Genomic DNA, 15,285 nt, shown 5'->3' with positions numbered 1-15,285 from the left:
GCAGCGCATGAACCCCGCCATCCGGCTCGATCCCCAGGACAACGTGGTGGTGGCGCGCGCCGCCATCACGGCGGGCACGCCCGTTCCCGCCGAAAACCTGAGTGCCCTGCAGGACGTGCCCGCCGGCCACAAGCTGGCGGCGCGCTTCATCGCCAGGGGCGAGCAAGTCCTCAAATACAACACCGTCATCGGCTATGCCGCCGAAGACCTGCCGCCCGGCACCTGGATGCACAGCCACAACATCGCCTTCGGCGCGACAGACCGCGACTACCGCTTCAGCCAGGATTACCGCCCGGCCGACATCCTGCCGCCGTCTGAACGGGCGACGTTCATGGGCATCGTGCGCGAGGATGGCCGCGTGGCGACCCGCAACTACGTCGGCGTGTTCGTCGTCGGCAATTGCGGCGCCACGGCGGCGCGCAAGATCGCCGACTATTTCGACGACGAGCGGCTGGCCGATTTCCCGAATGTCGATGGCGTCGTGCCCTATGTGCATGAGATGGGCTGCGGCATGGAGATGACCGGCGAGCCGATGGACCTGCTGCGCCGAACGATTGCCGGCCACATCCGCCACCCGAACACGGCCGGCGCGCTGGTGATTGCGCTGGGCTGCGAGCGCAACAACATCTGGGGCTTCCTGGAGCAGGAAAAGCTGGTGGTCGGGCCGAAGCTGCAGACGCTGGTGATCCAGGACGCCGGCGGCATGCTTGAGACCATCGCCAGGGGCAAGGACATCATCCGCGCCATGCTGCCCGAGGCCAACAAGATCAAGCGCGTGCCGTGTTCGGCCGAGCACATCACCGTCGGCCTGCAGTGCGGCGGCTCCGACGGCTTTTCGGGCCTGTCGGCGAATCCGGCGCTGGGCGTGGCGATGGACCTGCTGGTGAAGAACGGCGGCACGGCCATCCTGTCCGAAACCAGCGAAATCTACGGCGTCGAGCACACGCTGACCTGCCGCGCCGTGACGCCCGAGGTCGGCCAGAAGCTGGTGGACCGTATGAACTGGTGGCTCGACTACAACCAGGGCCGCGACACGCAGATCAACGGCCGCGTCAGCCCCGGCAACAACGCCGGCGGCCTGGCCAACGTGCTCGAAAAATCGCTGGGCGGCGCCAAGAAGGGCGGCAACAGCCCGCTGATGGCCGTGTATGAATACGCGCATCCGGTGACGCAGCACGGGCTGGTGTTCATGGACACGCCGGGCTACGACCCGGTCAGCGCGACTGGCCAGATTGCCGGCGGCGCCAACCTGATTGCCTTCACCACCGGACGCGGCTCGTGCTTTGGCTCGGTGCCCGCGCCCACGGTCAAGCTGGCCAGCAACACGCCGATGTTCAATCGCATGAAAAACGACATGGACCTCAACTGCGGCACCATCATCGACGGCGAGGCCACGCTGCAGGACGTGGGGCGGCAGATTTTCGAGCTGATCCTGCGCACCGCCTCGGGCCAGAAAAGCAAAAGTGAAATTGTCGGCATGGGCGAGAACGAATTCGCCCCCTGGCCCATTGGAGTACTTGCGTGATGACTGAATTTCTTGATGAAGCCAGAGCCATTCTGGGCGAGGCCCATGTGCTCACCACCGATCTGGCCGCCTATGTGACCGACTGGCGCGGCAAGTTCACCGGCCAGCCGCTGGCCGTGCTGCGTCCGGCCGACACCGCGCAGGTCGCGGCCACGGTCAGGCTGTGCGCCGCGCACGGCGTGCCCATCGTGCCGCAGGGCGGCAACACCGGCATGTGCGGCGGCGCCACGCCCGACGGCAGCGGCGCGCAAGTCGTGCTGAGCCTGTCGCGCCTGAACCGCGTGCGCAGCATCGACCCGCTGAACAACACGCTGACGGTCGAAGCCGGCTGCGTGCTGCAGGCGATTCAGGCGCTGGCCGCCGAGCACGACCGGCTGTTTCCGCTGTCGCTGGGGGCCGAGGGCTCGTGCCAGATCGGCGGCAACATCGCCACCAACGCCGGCGGCGTTCAGGTGCTGCGCTATGGCAACACCCGCGACCTGGTGCTGGGGCTGGAGGTGGTGCTGGCCGACGGGCAGGTGCTCAACTTGCTGCGCGCGCTGCGCAAGGACAACACCGGCTACGACCTCAAGCACCTGTTCATCGGCTCCGAAGGCACGCTGGGCATCATCACCGCCGCCGTGCTCAAGCTGTTTCCGGCGCCGCATGCGCAGGCCGTGGCTTTTGCCGCCTTTAAAACGCCGCAACAGGCGCTGCAACTGCTGGGGCTGATGCGCGGCCAGCTCGGCGACCGCTTCACCGCGTTCGAACTCATGAGCCAGGCCAGCGTGGCGATGGTGCGCCGGTATTTCCCGGCCACGCCGGCGCTGTTCGGCACGCCGCACGCCTGGCATGTGCTGATGCAGGCCAGCGACGCCAGCGGCCAGCAAGCGCTGGATGCCGCTTTCCAGGCGGCGCTGGAGGTCGCGCTGGAGCAGGGCATCATCGACGACGTGGTGGTTGCCACGTCCGAGGCGCAGGCCCATGAGCTGTGGGCTGTGCGCGAGAACATCAGCGAAGCCCAGCAGCATGACGGCAGCAACATCAAGCACGACATCGCCGTGCCGGTGTCCGGTGTGCCGGCCTTCATCGACGAGGTGCTGCCGCTGCTGCAGGCGGCTTACGAAGGCGTGCGGCCCATCGTTTACGGCCACCTGGGCGACGGCAACCTGCATTTCAACGTGTCGCGCCCGGCCGGCTGGACCACGCCCGGCTGGCAGCTCGAAACCGACCGCGTGAACGCCATCGTGCTCGACGTGGTGGCCAGGTACCAGGGTTCGTTCAGCGCCGAGCATGGCCTGGGCCAGCTCAAGAACCACGAGATGCTGCTCTACAAGGCGCCGCTGGAAGTGGACGTGATGCGCCGCGTCAAGCAGGCGCTGGACCCGCAGGGGCTGATAAACCCGCGCAAGCTGCTGCCTGATTGAAATATTGATGAAATCGGGCTATTGCGCATACCAGGTATGTGCAAGCAGCTATCAAATAAGTAGTGAACTGGCCTTTGTGCCGCTGACTGAGAATCCCATCGCCATGACCCAATCCGCCCCTTCAACCCTGCGCTACCCGCTGCCCGAACTCACCCAGCTCATTGAATCCCTGTTCAAAGCCACCGGCATGGACGCTGACAAGGCCCGCGCCATCGCCCATTCGCTGCTCAGCGCCGACAGCATGGGCCACGGCACGCACGGCCTGGCGCTGGCGCCGTGGTACTTGGCGGCCGCGCGTTCGGGCGTGATGACGATTGCCGGCGAGATGGAGATCGTCAACGACCGGGGCGGCTGCGTCACCTGGAACGGCCGGCGCCTGCCGGGCGCGTGGCTGATCTCGCGCGCCATCGACACGGCGCTTGAGCGCATCGCCCAGCACGGCGTCGTCACGGTGGCGATTGCCAACAGCCACCACACCGGCGCGCTGGCGGTGTATTTGCCGCGCCTGACCGAGCGCGGCCTGATGGTGCAGCTGGTGTGCTCCGGCCCTGCCGCCAAGGGCGTGGCGCCGTTCGGCGGCAGCGAGCCGCTGTTCACGCCGAATCCGATGGCTGCCGGCATTCCCACAAAGGGCGACCCGGTGCTGCTCGACATCAGCTCGTCGATCACCACGCTCAACAGCGCCCGCCAGCTGGTCGCGCGCGGCGAGCGCTTTCCGGCGATGTGGGCCATGGACAAAAACGGCCAGCCCAGCGACGACCCGAACGTGGTGGTCAGCGGCGGCGGCTCGCTGTTGCCCGTGGGCGGCTTCGACCACGGCCACAAGGGCTATGGCATGGCGATCCTGGCCGAAGCGCTGACGCAGGCCGTGCCCGGCTACGGCCGCGCCGACGAACCGAAAGGCACGACCCTCGGCATCTTTTTGCAGGTGACCGACCCGCGTGCCTTTGGCGGGCTCGATGCCTTTACCCGCCAGTCGCAGTGGCTGGTCGATGCCTGCCATGCGAATGCACCCTTGCCCGGCGGCGCCAGGGTGCGCGTGCCCGGCGAGCACGCGCTGGTGCGTCAGCGGCAGGCGGTGGAGCAGGGCGTGCCGCTGGTTCAGGGCACCGTCGATGCGCTGGTGCCGCTGGCCGATGCGGCCGGGCTGGCATGGCCGGCCGCGATGAAATGAAAATCAGCCTGGGCCTTCAACTTCAATGCCTGCGATCCATGTCCACGCAGACCATGGCCTCGTAGTGGTTCCAGCGCAGGGTGATGACATAGGGATGCTTGCGCACCCTGGCCTTGATGCTGTTCAGGCCCTGGACCTTGACAGGGACCGATATATCGAGTTCCGACCCCAGCGATTTGCGGGCATTGCCGGCCAGGGTGTTGGCGATTTCGCCGACGGCGTCCAGCAGGTTGCTGTCCCTCAAGTCGGTTTCATGCTGCAGCAACAAAATCTCGCGCACCAGCCTGGCTGGCATGGACACGACGACATGGCCGTTATGGCTGCCGGAAAAGGTGACGATGCCATTGAATTCAAAGCCTTCCAGATCCTCCGTGCCCAGAAAGGCAGAGGTGATTTGAGGTTCCTGCCGGGTGGTGACTTTCAGGTAGGTGCGGATGGAATCGACAAAAAGCTTGAGGTCGGTTTCGTTGAGTGTCGCCATTGATGAATTTCCCTTTACCCTTTAGCGTGCCTCTGCAACGTCGAGCAGCGCGATTTGCAGCTCTTCGTCCGAGAACGGTTTGGCGACAAAGCCGCGCGCACCCAGCCTGAGCGCCTGGATCGCCGTTGACTTGTCGCTCAGTGCGCTGACCACCAGGATGTTGATGGACGGATCGAACTGCAGCAAGGCCTGAATGCATTCGATGCCGTCCATTTCGGGCATGGTCAGGTCCATGGTCACGACCTCGGGGCGCGTGACCATCGCCAAACGCACGGCTTCCTTGCCGTTTTTGGCCAGTCCTGCCAGCACCACGCCCTTCAGGCCACCGTTTTGGACCACGCGCGCAATGCGGGTGCGGATCATGTTGGAGTCGTCAACGATCATCAGTCGCATGATGCCTCCCTTGTCAGTTTGAGCATGGCTGTGGCCTCTTCCTTTCAGGCTGCAAAATAAATCTTGAACTCGGTGTGCTGGCCCGGGTTGCTGGACAGCAGCAAGCGCGCGCCCAGGCGCTGCACATTGGATTGCACCAGGTCCAGGCCGACGCCCCGGCCGGCATGCTGGCTCGCGGCCTGGGCAGTGGAAAAGCCGGGCTTGAAGATTTGCGAGGCGATTTGCTTGTCGCTGAAGCTTTCCAGCTGCTCGGCGGTGTACCACTTCAGTTCCAGCAGGCGGCGGCGCACATGGACCGGATCGAGGCCCGCGCCGTCATCGCGCACGCTGAGCAGCCATTGGCCGCCTTCATCGCGGCCCAGGTTGACCTCGACCTGTCCTTCGGCGGCCTTGTTGCAGGCCAGCCGGGTTAGAGGCGCCTCGACGCCATGCACCACGGCATTGCGAACCAGCTGGACGGCCACTTCGCGCACCAGATCCATTTTGTCCGCCGGCATGTCCAGGGCGCTGCCCATGCGCACGGTGGCATTGACGCGCTTGCCGCAGTCAACCGCCACATCGCCGGCCAATTTGGCCAGGCTGGCGTTGAGTCCTTGAAGCACCGACTCTGGTGACGGCAGGGCCGGGCTGGCTGACCTGTTCTGGCTCAGTTTCTTGAAGGCTGCCACCTTCGACAGCAGGTCTTCGAGTGGCAAGGGTAGGGCCAGCAGTGCCTCACCAGTGGCGGCACCGCTGTCCTTGAGTTTTTGCAGTTCGCTTTCGAATTGATGGGCCAGCGAGGCCAGGATTTCCAGGCCCATGGAGGAGGCGTCGCCCTTGATGGCATGGATGCGGCGGTAAGCGCCGTCAACCGCCTTGAGCACCTGCGTTTCCGACGTGGCCGACGAGGTGCTGCGCAGCAGGTCATTGACTTCGAGTAGCGAAACTTCGGCGCGTTCGACAAACATGCGCATCATGGCCGGGTCGGTTTCGAATGCCTTGAGCATCATGGACAGCTCTTTTTGCGAGCGCTGGCGCTCGTCGGACAGCTTGGCTTTCAACTCGACTTTCTGGGTGATGTCCTGCACCGTGACCAGCAGATGGCGCACGGTGCCACCGTCCTGCACCCGGTTGAAGTAAAAGGACAGGTAGCGGGCCGTATTCTGGCCCAGCCGGTTTTTGACGGTCAGTTCTACTTCCGCCAGCGGGTTGATGCCCTGGATCAGCTTTTCCTTCACATGCGGTGAGAACAGGAGTTCGACATAGTCCTGCGCGTCCTTGAGCGCTTTCTCGGAAACCAGGGGGGACAGCAGTTCAAAAAAATCCTGCCCGGGAGCGAGGGTCTTGCCAAACAAATCATGGGCTGAGCTGGACAGTTGCGAGCCCAACTGGTGTTCGGGCGTGAGCAGAAACAGGCCTTCCCGCACGCTGGTGAGGATTTCCCGGTTTTCTTCGTTCGCCGCCTCGATGGCCGCATCCGAGGTCGTCAGGCGGCGCAGGAACTTGAACAGGATAAAAGCGAAGTTCAGCAGCGCCAGGATGATGCCGCCGGTCTGCACCATGCGCAGCACGCTGGCCCGGGACGCGCCGATCTGCTGGGTTTCGGTGACGAAGTCATTGGCGACGCCCAGGAGCTTGATGTTGTTGGCCTGGCTGTACGTCAGCGCTGCGGCCAGCTGCCCCGGCGCGAAGTCGTCGTTGCGCATTAAAGGCTGCAGCAGCTCGTAATAAGGCCGCCACAGGGCTTCGACCTTGTCCTCAAGTGCGCGCCCGCGCTCGGACACCACGGGCTCCAGGTAAACCGGTTTGCCATCGCCGCCGGGAATCGTCCCGCCTTCACGGAAGGCCACATGCGACATCTGGAAGATCTTGGTACCGTTGCGCAGTTCGGCCAGCGTCTCGGGCTTGTACGCAAGGCCTGCGGTGCGCATGGCGTCGAGTTCCAGCAAGGTGCGTGCGACGCGTTGTGAAACATAGCGCTGGCGGCCTGACAGGTTGATGGCAACGGTGTCCTGGTCGATCTTGAACGAGGTGTAGAAGTTCAGCACCAGCACCCCGAGGTCGAACAGCAGGAACAGGGCGACCGCAATGATGATTTCGCGGTATTTACCCAGGGAAGCAAGGCCGCCCCAACTCGCTGCGCGCTTGCCGGGTTGCCGGCTTTTGAGGGGTGCGGCCCCGATGGGGCTGTTGGCGGTCAAAACTGAAGACATTGAAGATTTCCTTTATCTTTAGGGAGCTAGAGTGGCCGAGCCGGTTTTTTTCAAGGTAGGGCAGGAATGTCCTTATTGACAAATTCACAATTAGTTACTCAAAGCATGTTGTGTGCCAATATTGATTGACGCGCATGCTTTAACCGCGAAGGCCGAAGGCTCCCGGCGACAGGCGGGCCTGCACCAGGCATTCGGCGGGCTGCGGCCAAATGCCCTGTTCAGGGGATTTATTGCAAGAGGGCGATGATCGATGCACTTTTACAGTGCGCCAGCGCTATTGGAGGGAGGCTGGCTGATCTGGCGGTGGAACTGGTGCGGCTGCCGTCGCAGGCGTCCGGGGAGCGCCGGGAGACCTTGTCCCGCAAAGCGGAGCGGCCTTTTCAGGCTTCAGGTGCTTTCGCGCTCGATGATCTGAAAGCCCAGGTCGATCACCCGCGACGGTGCGGCTTCTTCGGCCGGGGCGCTGCCCAGCCGCTGCAGCAGCACCAGCGCCGCACGGCGGCCGAGTTCGCGGGAGTTGACCTGCACGGTGGTCAGCGCGGGCACGCAGGCGGCGGCTATCGCCAGGTCTGAAAAGCCGACCACCGCGATGTCCTGCGGCACCTGCAGGCCACGGCGGCGGCACTCGAACAAGGCGCCCACGCCCAGCGTGTCGTTGCTGCAGAACACCGCCTGCAGTTGCGGCTCCAGCGCCAGCAGCTCGGCCAGGCCCCGGGCGCCGTCTTCAATGACCGAAGGTGGCGTCACGGGCGTGGCCTCCGCGACGCCGATCCCCTCGGCTTGCAGGCGCTGGCGCAGTCCCTGCGCGCGTTTGCCCGAGCGGATCTCGTTCGCGCCGATGAAGCCGATCCGCCGGTGGCCGCGCTGGAGCAGGTAGCCGGCGACCGCCTCGCCAATCAGCAGGTTGGAAAACCCGACCACGGTGTCGATGGGGTCGTCGGTCATGTCCCAGATCTCGACCACCGGCAAGCGGTTGCGGCGCAGCCGCTCGCGCACCGAGGGCGCATGCACCACGCCGGTCAGGATCAGCCCGTCCACCTTGCGGCCCAGAAAAGCTTCGACCAGGCCGGCTTCCTGGTCGATGTGGTAGCCCGACTGGCCCAGCATGAGCTGGTAGCCGGCCGCGCCCAGCGTTTCGGCCAGGCCGTCCATGGCGTCGGCAAACCAGGAGTTGCACAGGGTCGGCACGATGGCGCCGATGATGCGGGAGCGTTTGGACGCCAGGCTGCCGGCGGTGAGGTTGGGCACATAGCCCAGTCGCTCGATGGCGGCGCGCACGGCCGCGCGCGTGGCGGGCGACACCTTGTCGGGATGGCTAAGGGCGCGCGAAACGGTGACGCGCGCCACGCCGGCTTCGCGCGCCACGTCTTCCATGCGGCTGATTTGAGGGGACGGTGGATTCAAGATGCCCTGATCCTAGCGTCCAAAAGGCCCCGCATGCGCCGGGCGGCCGGGATTCAGCCCGGATTCACCCGCAAAGGCGGCTCAGGTGGAGGCAGGCACGCCCGTGCGCAGCTTGCCGGTGCTGAAATAGCTGTCCAGGTTCTCCAGCACCAGGTCGGCCATGGCCTGCCGGGTTTCATGCGTGGCGCTGGCCAGGTGGGGCAGCAGCACCACTTGTTCCATGCCCAGGAGTTTGTCGGGCACGCGCGGCTCGTCGGCGTACACATCCAGGCCGGCACCGGCAATCGCGCCGTCCTGCAGCGCCTGAATCAGCGCACCTTCATCGACCACCGAGCCGCGCGACACATTGACCAGGTAGCCCTTGGGTCCGAGCGCGCGCAGCACGTCGCTTGACACCAGGTTGCGCGTCTCGGGGCCACCCGCGCTGACGACCACCAGGAAATCGGCCCACCGGGCCAGCGATTCCAGCGTGGCTTCGTAGGCGTAGGGAACCGACGGGTTGGGGCGCCGGTTGTGATAGCGCACCTCCATGTCGAAGCCGCTGGCGCGCCGGGCCACGACCTGACCGATGCGGCCCAGCCCGAGGATGCCCAGGCGCTTGCCGCTCACGCGGGTGGCCAGCGGGTACTGGCCCTTGAGCCAGTCGCCCCGGCGCACAAAGCGGTCGGCCGCGCTGAAGCGGCGGGCCACGTCCATCACCAGGCCAAAGGCGGTGTCGGCCACGCAGTCATTGAGTACGTCGGGCGTGTAGCCCACGGCAATGCCGCGCGCGCTGGCAGCTTCGAGCGGCAGGGTGTCGGTGCCGACGCCGAAGCTGGAGATGACCTTGAGGTTCGGCAGGGCCGCCAGCGTGGCTTCGTCCACCCCGAAGCGCGCACTGGTCACATAGCCGCTGAACGCCGGGCCGTGCTCGACCAGGAAGGCCTGGGGGTCGGATTCTTTCCACAGCGGATGCACGTCATAGCGCGTGTGGAGTTCGGTGTCGCGCAAGGGCGGGATTTCAGCGTGCTGGAGGAGTTTGTGCTTCATGGCGTTTTTTTGAAGGATGATGGATTTAATGTGTTGAAGAGGTTTTGCGGGCCTGGCGCAGCAGCAGGCGCCAGGCGCCGCTCGTGCGCTGCCAGACCTGGCTGACCTGAAGGTCCGACAGGCCGGGCTCGCCCCGGTTGAACGTGGTGTACAGCGCCTGGTGGCGCACCAGCGCGATGTCGCCCGCCAGTTGCACCGACACGCCCTGTAGCTCGATGGCCCGAAAGACCGACTGGCCGTTGAGCAGCGCCGCGATGAACTCGTCGCGCGTCTGGATGTGCGCGTCGGAATGGCTGTAGCTCAGCGCAGGCTCCGTGAGCGCGGTGATTTCGGCCGGGCTGGCGTTCAGGCAGGCCTGGCTCAGGGCATGCATCGCCTGCAGCACGGCGGCCTCGTCGGCCGTGGCTGCGCGCGAGCCGTTGATGAGGACATGGGTGGGATGATGGTTCATGGGTTTGTGGCGTGGTTTTTCAGGGTTTCATTCGGGCTGGATGTTGGCGCCCTTGGCGACTTTGGCCCATTTGACCATCTCGGCATTGATGAAGTCGCCGAACTGCTGCGGCGAGCCGTTACCCGGCTCGATGCCGGTATCCTGCAGCGTTTTGCGCACATCCGGCAGGGCCAGGATGCGGTTGACTTCGGTGTTGAGCCTGGCCACCGTGGCCTTGGGCGTGCCCGCCGGAGCCAGCAGGCCGCCCCAGGTGCTGGTCTCGAAACCCGGCATGCCGGCTTCGGCCATGGTCGGCACATCGGGCAGGATGGACGAGCGTTTGGCCGTGGTCACCGCCAGCGCGCGGACGCGGCTGGCCTTGATCTGCACGTTCACGGCCGCCACCGTGTCGAACATCAGGGACGTGCGGCCGCTGATCAGGTCGGGATGCGCCAGCGTGCTGCCCTTGTAGGGGATGTGGGTCATGTCCAGCCCGGCCATGCTCTTGAACAGTTCGCCCGAGAAGTGCGGCGCGCCGCCCGCGCCGCTGGAGGCAAACGACAACTCGCCCGGATGCGCCTTGCCATAAGCAATCAGTTCCTTGACCGACTTCGCAGGCAGCGAAGGCGACACCACCAGCACCAGCGGCACCACATGCGTGAGCGCGACCGGCTCGAAGCCCTTGACGGTGTCGAAAGGCATCTTCTTCACGATGCTCGGGTTGATGGCGTGGCTGCTGGCCACCAGTGCCAGCGTGTAGCCATCGGGTGCGGCCTTGGCCACGAAGTCGGTGCCGATGATGCCGGTGGCCCCGGCCTTGTTGTCGATCATTACCGGCTGGCCCATGGACTCGGTCATCTTCTGCCCGATCAACCGGGCCGCCAGGTCGATGGCGCCGCCGGGCGACGCCGGCACCACGATGGTGATGGGCTTGGAGGGGAAGGTCTGGGCGCACAGCGCCCCGGTTGCGGTCAGGGCCGCTGCGGCAATGACGGTGGCAAAAGCGTGTTTCATGGGTGTCTCCGGTGGGTCGTCGTTGAAAGGCTTGGCACGGCAGTCCCTCGAAGGCAACTGCAGCTGATTCGTTTTAGTAGTATTCTAGTATTCTAGTATCCAAAAAATGCTTCGGCAAGCAAGCCGATAAACTTCCCTTCATGGCACGCACGCGATTAACCCTTCCTGAAATTTTCACCAGCACTCCTGCAGCCTCGCGTACCGGCGGTCGTGGGCTCATCGGGCTGGAGGCTTACGAAAGCCTGCGCACGGCCATCTTGAATTGCTCGTTCACGCCGGGCATGGCGCTGTCGGAAGTCGCGGTGGCCGAGGAACTGGGCGTGAGCCGCGCACCGGTGCGTGACGCGTTTCGCCGGCTGGTCGGCGATGGGTTGCTGGAAGTCACGCCGCAGCGCGGCACCTTCGTGACCCGCTTGAGCCGGGCCCGGATCGAGGATGCCATTTTTGTGCGTGAGGTGATTGAATGCCGCGCCGCCGAACTGGCCGCGCAGGCGCCCCTGGCCGAAAGGCAAAAGCTGAACGACGTGCTGGCGCGCCAGATAGCGGCGTCGGACCAGAAAAACTTCATCGGCCACCTGCTGGCCGATGAAGACCTGCACTACCAGATACTGGTGCTGGCGGGGCATCCGCACGCCTGGAACCCCTTGCTGCTGGCGCGCACCGGCATGAACCGGATCCGCCACATCGCCATTCCCGAACTGGGCGGCAACCGCATCGCCATCGACCAGCACCGGTCGGTGATCCAGGCCATCCTGGAAGGCGACAGCGCCCGGGCCGCCGAGCAGATGCTGCTGCACATCCGCTCGCCATTGCGCTTTGTGGACGCTATCGAGCAGCGGTATCCGGAGTATTTCGTCGAGGAGTGACCGGGCCGCTTGCCCGCCCCCGTGGGCGCTGCGTTTTCAGGTCGGGGAACTGCGCAGCGCCTCGAAGCGCTTGGCGAATTCCTGGCGCAGTTGCTTGCGCATCTCGGCCGATGCGTGGCGTCGCCGCTCGTCCGGCGTGAACGGGCGCAGCGGGGGTACGGCCACCGGCTTGCGCTCGTCATCGACCGCGACCATCGTGAAGAAGCAGCTGTTGGCATGCCGCAGTTCCTGGGTGCGGATGTTTTCCGCCAGCACCCGAATGCCGATTTCCATCGACGAGGTGCCGGTGTAGTTGACCGACGCCTGAAACGTGACCAGTTCACCGACGTAGATCGGCTGGCGAAACATCACCTGGTCCACCGACAGGGTGACGACGTAGCGCCCCGCGTAGCGGCTGGCACAGGCGTAGGCGACCTGGTCCAGAAATTTCAGGATGGTGCCGCCGTGGACATTGCCGGAAAAGTTGGCCATGTCGGGGGTCATCAGCACGGTCATGGTGAGTTGGTGCGCGGGCAGGGTCATCTTTTATGTCATGAAGGGTAGAGAAAATGGATCGAGCCGCCACTTTCGTCCGAAAGGGCGGCTCTACCAGAGGGCCAGGCAATGCGCTTGACGCCCGCCATTGTGCCAAGGTCTGGATGTTCAACTGCTGCCATGGCCAATGGATTTGCCAGCGCCGCCGATGTTCTCGACGCTGAAGGGCTGCTTGAGGATCTTGCCCAGTTCCTCGGCCACCAGGCGTCCCATCACGTCGCTGATGCTATTAAAACAATAGCTGAATATGCAATGGCGGAAAGCGCAAGACGTCTTTTTGACATGAATTTGTCTCCTGGTGAAGTGATTGACGGGGCTTGGACGGCGCCATGGCAGGTTTGCTCTACATGCGTCCGCAGGTTTCAGCGGTTTTTAGCCTTGCGCCAGACCGCGAAGTCGTCCTTCGATTGCTGCAGGGTCGGTGGATACAGGCCGATGATGGGCCGGCCCTTGAGCACTTCCTCGGTCACGAAGTCCTCGAAGGCGGTCATCTCCACCGCCTCGTCGGCAATCTCGTCGGCCATGTGCGCCGGAATCACGAACACGCCTTCCTGGTCGCCGACGATCACATCGCCCGGAAACACCGCCACATCGCCGCAGCCAATCGGCACGTTGATGTCCAGCGCCTGGTGCAGCGTCAGGTTGGTCGGGGCCGAAGGCCGCTGGTGGTAGGTGGGGAAGGGCAGCACGGCGAGTTCGGGCGTGTCGCGAAAGCCGCCGTCGGTGACCATGCCAGCGGCGCCGCGCACCATCAGGCGCGAGATCAAAATCGAGCCGGCCGATGCGGCGCGCGCATCCTTGCGGCTGTCGATCACCATGACCGCGCCTTCGGGGCACTGCTCGACGGCCACGCGCTGCGGGTGATTCGGGTTCTGGAACACGCTGATCGGGTTCAGGTCTTCGCGCGCCGGGATGTAGCGCAGCGTGAAGGCCTCGCCGACCATGTTGGGCAGGCTGGGGTTGACCGGATGCACGTCCTGGATGAACTGGTTGCGCAGGCCGCGCTTGAACAGGGCGGTGCACAGCGTGGCGGTGCTGACGGTCTTGAGCTTGTCTCGGGTCGCGGGGTTGAGTGCCATGGGGTCTTTCGTTTTTAGTAAATGTCGGGCTCGCCGATGGGCGCGCCGAACGAGGTTTCAAGAAAATCAAAATCGCAGCCGGTGTCGGCCTGCTGGATGTGGCGCGCGCTCATCCAGCCGTAGCCGCGCTCGAAGCGCTTGGGCGGCGCTGTCCAGGCGGCGCGGCGCAGCGCCAGCTCGTCGTCGCTGACTTCGAGGTGGATGCTGCGCGCCGGTACATCGACGGTGATCAGGTCGCCGGTTTTCACCAGCGCGAGCGGGCCGCCGATATAGGCCTCGGGCGCGACGTGCAGGATGCAGGCGCCGTAGCTGGTGCCGCTCATGCGTGCATCCGAGATGCGCAGCATGTCCTTGACGCCCTGCTTGACCAGCTTGAGCGGAATCGGCAGCATGCCCCACTCGGGCATGCCGGGTCCGCCCTGCGGGCCGGCGTTGCGCAGGATCATGATGTGGTCGGCGGTCACGTCGAGGTTCTCGTCATCGACGGCCGCTTTCATCGACGGGTAGTCGTCGAACACCAGCGCCGGGCCGGTGTGCTGCAAATACTGCGGCGCGCAGGCGCTGGGCTTGATCACGCAGCCGTCGGGCGCGAGGTTGCCGCGCAGCACGGCCAGCGCGCCTTCGGCGTAGATCGGGTTGTCGAGCGGGCGGATCACGTCGTGGTTATAGACCTCTGCACCCACCAGGTTCTCGCCCAATGGCTTGCCGGTGACCGTCAGCGCATCGAGCTTGAGGTGGTCCTTGAGCACGCTCATCATGCCGAGCATGCCGCCGGCGTAATAGAAATCTTCCATCAGGTAGGTATCGCCGCTGGGCCGGATGTTGGCGATCACCGGCACGCGCCGGCTGGCGGCGTCGAAGTCGTCCAAGCCCACGGCGCAATGCTCGCCAGCGCGGCGCGACATCGCCACCAGATGGATGATGGCGTTGGTCGAGCAGCCCATGGCCATGGCCACGGTGATGGCGTTCTCGAACGAGGCGCGCGACAGCATCTTGGCCGGCGTGAGGTCTTCCCAGACCATGCTCACGGCGCGGCGGCCGCACTCGGTGGCCATGCGGATGTGGTTGGAATCGACCGCCGGAATCGACGATGCGCCGGGCAGCGTCAGGCCTATCGCTTCAGCGATCCCGGTCATGGTGCTGGCCGTTCCCATGGTCATGCAGTGGCCGTGGCTGCGCGCAATGCCGCCTTCGACTTCGAGCCACTGCGTTGCGTTGATCTTGCCGGCGCGGCGCTCGTCCCAGTATTTCCAGGTGTCCGAACCCGATCCGAGTATTTTTCCTTTGACATTGCCGCGCAGCATGGGGCCGGCGGGCATGTAGATGAAGGGCACGCCCGCGCTCAGCGCGCCCAGCACCAGGCCGGGCGTGGTCTTGTCGCAGCCGCCCATCAGCACCGCGCCGTCAATCGGGTGGCTGCGCAGCAACTCTTCCACGTCCATCGCCAGCATGTTGCGGTACAGCATGGTGGTCGGCTTGACGAGGGATTCGGACAGCGACAGGGCGGGCAGCTCCAGCGGAAAGCCGCCGGCCTGCAGCACGCCGCGCTTGACGTCTTCCACGCGCTGCTTGAAGTGGCCGTGGCAGGTGCCGATGTCGCTCCAGGTGTTGAGGATGGCGATGACCGGCTTGCCTTCCCAGTCTTGCGGGCCGTAGCCCAGCTGCATCACGCGCGAGCGGTGGCCGAAGGAACGCACATCGTCGGGGGCGAACCAGCGCGCGCTGCGCAGTTCTTGGTAGGTCTTTTTGGTCATGGGG

General features: G+C 65.0%; 14 protein-coding genes. 4 read left to right on the top strand and 10 right to left on the bottom strand.

The window, feature by feature from the left end:
- Nucleotides 1–7 precede the first annotated feature (7 nt).
- The 3 genes from ABLV49_RS12075 (at nt 8) to ABLV49_RS12065 (ending at nt 4,105) form a co-directional block, all read left to right on the top strand.
- Complete coding sequence (locus tag ABLV49_RS12075; protein ID WP_349276689.1) at nt 8–1,525, top strand: UxaA family hydrolase; 1,518 nt, start codon at nt 8–10, stop codon at nt 1,523–1,525.
- Nucleotides 1,525–2,931, top strand: coding sequence for an FAD-binding oxidoreductase (locus tag ABLV49_RS12070; RefSeq protein ID WP_349276687.1), 1,407 nt, complete (start codon nt 1,525–1,527; stop codon nt 2,929–2,931). Before ABLV49_RS12075 ends, ABLV49_RS12070 begins: the two co-directional genes overlap by 1 nt.
- 103 nt (nt 2,932–3,034) lie before the next feature.
- Entirely contained in the window at nt 3,035–4,105 is a 1,071-nt protein-coding gene (locus tag ABLV49_RS12065; RefSeq protein ID WP_349276685.1) for an Ldh family oxidoreductase, read from the top strand.
- Between the two features lie 22 nt (nt 4,106–4,127).
- Here ABLV49_RS12065 and ABLV49_RS12060 read toward each other — a convergent pair whose 3' ends face one another.
- From ABLV49_RS12060 to ABLV49_RS12030, 7 genes are all read right to left on the bottom strand, one after another.
- Complete coding sequence (locus ABLV49_RS12060) at nt 4,128–4,586, bottom strand: chemotaxis protein CheX (protein ID WP_349276683.1); 459 nt, start codon at nt 4,584–4,586, stop codon at nt 4,128–4,130.
- A gap of 21 nt (nt 4,587–4,607) precedes the next feature.
- Entirely contained in the window at nt 4,608–4,979 is a 372-nt protein-coding gene (locus tag ABLV49_RS12055) for a response regulator transcription factor (RefSeq protein WP_349276682.1), read from the bottom strand.
- Nucleotides 4,980–5,023: 44 nt separating this feature from the next.
- Nucleotides 5,024–7,171: an ATP-binding protein gene (locus ABLV49_RS12050; RefSeq protein ID WP_349276680.1), complete on the bottom strand. Its 2,148-nt coding sequence runs from the start codon at nt 7,169–7,171 to the stop codon at nt 5,024–5,026.
- A 387-nt stretch (nt 7,172–7,558) separates the two neighbouring features.
- Nucleotides 7,559–8,575, bottom strand: a complete 1,017-nt coding sequence (locus ABLV49_RS12045; RefSeq protein WP_349276678.1) for a LacI family DNA-binding transcriptional regulator — start codon at nt 8,573–8,575, stop codon at nt 7,559–7,561.
- Nucleotides 8,576–8,656: 81 nt separating this feature from the next.
- Complete coding sequence (locus ABLV49_RS12040; RefSeq protein ID WP_349276676.1) at nt 8,657–9,604, bottom strand: 2-hydroxyacid dehydrogenase; 948 nt, start codon at nt 9,602–9,604, stop codon at nt 8,657–8,659.
- Between the two features lie 25 nt (nt 9,605–9,629).
- The gene (locus tag ABLV49_RS12035; RefSeq protein WP_349276674.1) at nt 9,630–10,055 is read right to left on the bottom strand and encodes a nuclear transport factor 2 family protein; all 426 of its coding nucleotides are present in this window, start codon (nt 10,053–10,055) and stop codon (nt 9,630–9,632) included.
- A gap of 27 nt (nt 10,056–10,082) precedes the next feature.
- On the bottom strand, nt 10,083–11,048 hold the full coding sequence (locus tag ABLV49_RS12030; protein WP_349276672.1) for a tripartite tricarboxylate transporter substrate binding protein: 966 nt from the start codon (nt 11,046–11,048) through the stop codon (nt 10,083–10,085).
- Between the two features lie 140 nt (nt 11,049–11,188).
- Between ABLV49_RS12030 and ABLV49_RS12025 the strand changes: the two genes are divergently transcribed.
- Complete coding sequence (locus ABLV49_RS12025; RefSeq protein WP_349276670.1) at nt 11,189–11,914, top strand: GntR family transcriptional regulator; 726 nt, start codon at nt 11,189–11,191, stop codon at nt 11,912–11,914.
- Nucleotides 11,915–11,950: 36 nt separating this feature from the next.
- On the opposite strand, the gene ABLV49_RS12020 is transcribed toward ABLV49_RS12025, so the two are convergent.
- The 3 genes from ABLV49_RS12020 to araD all read right to left on the bottom strand — a co-directional run bounded on the left by ABLV49_RS12020 (nt 11,951) and on the right by araD (nt 15,281).
- On the bottom strand, nt 11,951–12,436 hold the full coding sequence (locus tag ABLV49_RS12020) for an acyl-CoA thioesterase (RefSeq protein ID WP_011801094.1): 486 nt from the start codon (nt 12,434–12,436) through the stop codon (nt 11,951–11,953).
- A gap of 374 nt (nt 12,437–12,810) precedes the next feature.
- Nucleotides 12,811–13,527, bottom strand: a complete 717-nt coding sequence (locus ABLV49_RS12015) for a ribonuclease activity regulator RraA (protein WP_349276668.1) — start codon at nt 13,525–13,527, stop codon at nt 12,811–12,813.
- Nucleotides 13,528–13,541: 14 nt separating this feature from the next.
- The gene (gene araD, locus ABLV49_RS12010) at nt 13,542–15,281 is read right to left on the bottom strand and encodes an L-arabinonate dehydratase (RefSeq protein ID WP_349276666.1); all 1,740 of its coding nucleotides are present in this window, start codon (nt 15,279–15,281) and stop codon (nt 13,542–13,544) included.
- Between the last annotated feature and the right edge of the window lie 4 nt (nt 15,282–15,285).

Source organism: Polaromonas hydrogenivorans (assembly GCF_040105105.1).
GTDB classification, from domain to species: domain Bacteria; phylum Pseudomonadota; class Gammaproteobacteria; order Burkholderiales; family Burkholderiaceae_C; genus Polaromonas; species Polaromonas hydrogenivorans.
This window is presented reverse-complemented; position numbering and strand designations above follow the sequence as displayed.

Excerpts from the sequence above, each read along its gene's own strand:
- ABLV49_RS12030 (WP_349276672.1), bottom strand. The coding sequence starts at position 11,048 with ATGAAACACGCTTTTGCCACCGTCATTGCCGCAGCGGCCCTGACCGCA.
- ABLV49_RS12035 (WP_349276674.1), bottom strand. The coding sequence starts at position 10,055 with ATGAACCATCATCCCACCCATGTCCTCATCAACGGCTCGCGCGCAGCC.
- ABLV49_RS12070 (WP_349276687.1), top strand. The coding sequence starts at position 1,525 with ATGACTGAATTTCTTGATGAAGCCAGAGCCATTCTGGGCGAGGCCCAT.
- ABLV49_RS12015 (WP_349276668.1), bottom strand. The coding sequence starts at position 13,527 with ATGGCACTCAACCCCGCGACCCGAGACAAGCTCAAGACCGTCAGCACC.
- ABLV49_RS12055 (WP_349276682.1), bottom strand. The coding sequence starts at position 4,979 with ATGCGACTGATGATCGTTGACGACTCCAACATGATCCGCACCCGCATT.
- ABLV49_RS12020 (WP_011801094.1), bottom strand. The coding sequence starts at position 12,436 with ATGACCCTGCCCGCGCACCAACTCACCATGACCGTGCTGATGACCCCC.
- ABLV49_RS12040 (WP_349276676.1), bottom strand. The coding sequence starts at position 9,604 with ATGAAGCACAAACTCCTCCAGCACGCTGAAATCCCGCCCTTGCGCGAC.
- ABLV49_RS12075 (WP_349276689.1), top strand. The coding sequence starts at position 8 with ATGAACCCCGCCATCCGGCTCGATCCCCAGGACAACGTGGTGGTGGCG.
- ABLV49_RS12050 (WP_349276680.1), bottom strand. The coding sequence starts at position 7,171 with ATGTCTTCAGTTTTGACCGCCAACAGCCCCATCGGGGCCGCACCCCTC.
- ABLV49_RS12065 (WP_349276685.1), top strand. The coding sequence starts at position 3,035 with ATGACCCAATCCGCCCCTTCAACCCTGCGCTACCCGCTGCCCGAACTC.
- ABLV49_RS12025 (WP_349276670.1), top strand. The coding sequence starts at position 11,189 with ATGGCACGCACGCGATTAACCCTTCCTGAAATTTTCACCAGCACTCCT.
- araD (WP_349276666.1), bottom strand. The coding sequence starts at position 15,281 with ATGACCAAAAAGACCTACCAAGAACTGCGCAGCGCGCGCTGGTTCGCC.
- ABLV49_RS12060 (WP_349276683.1), bottom strand. The coding sequence starts at position 4,586 with ATGGCGACACTCAACGAAACCGACCTCAAGCTTTTTGTCGATTCCATC.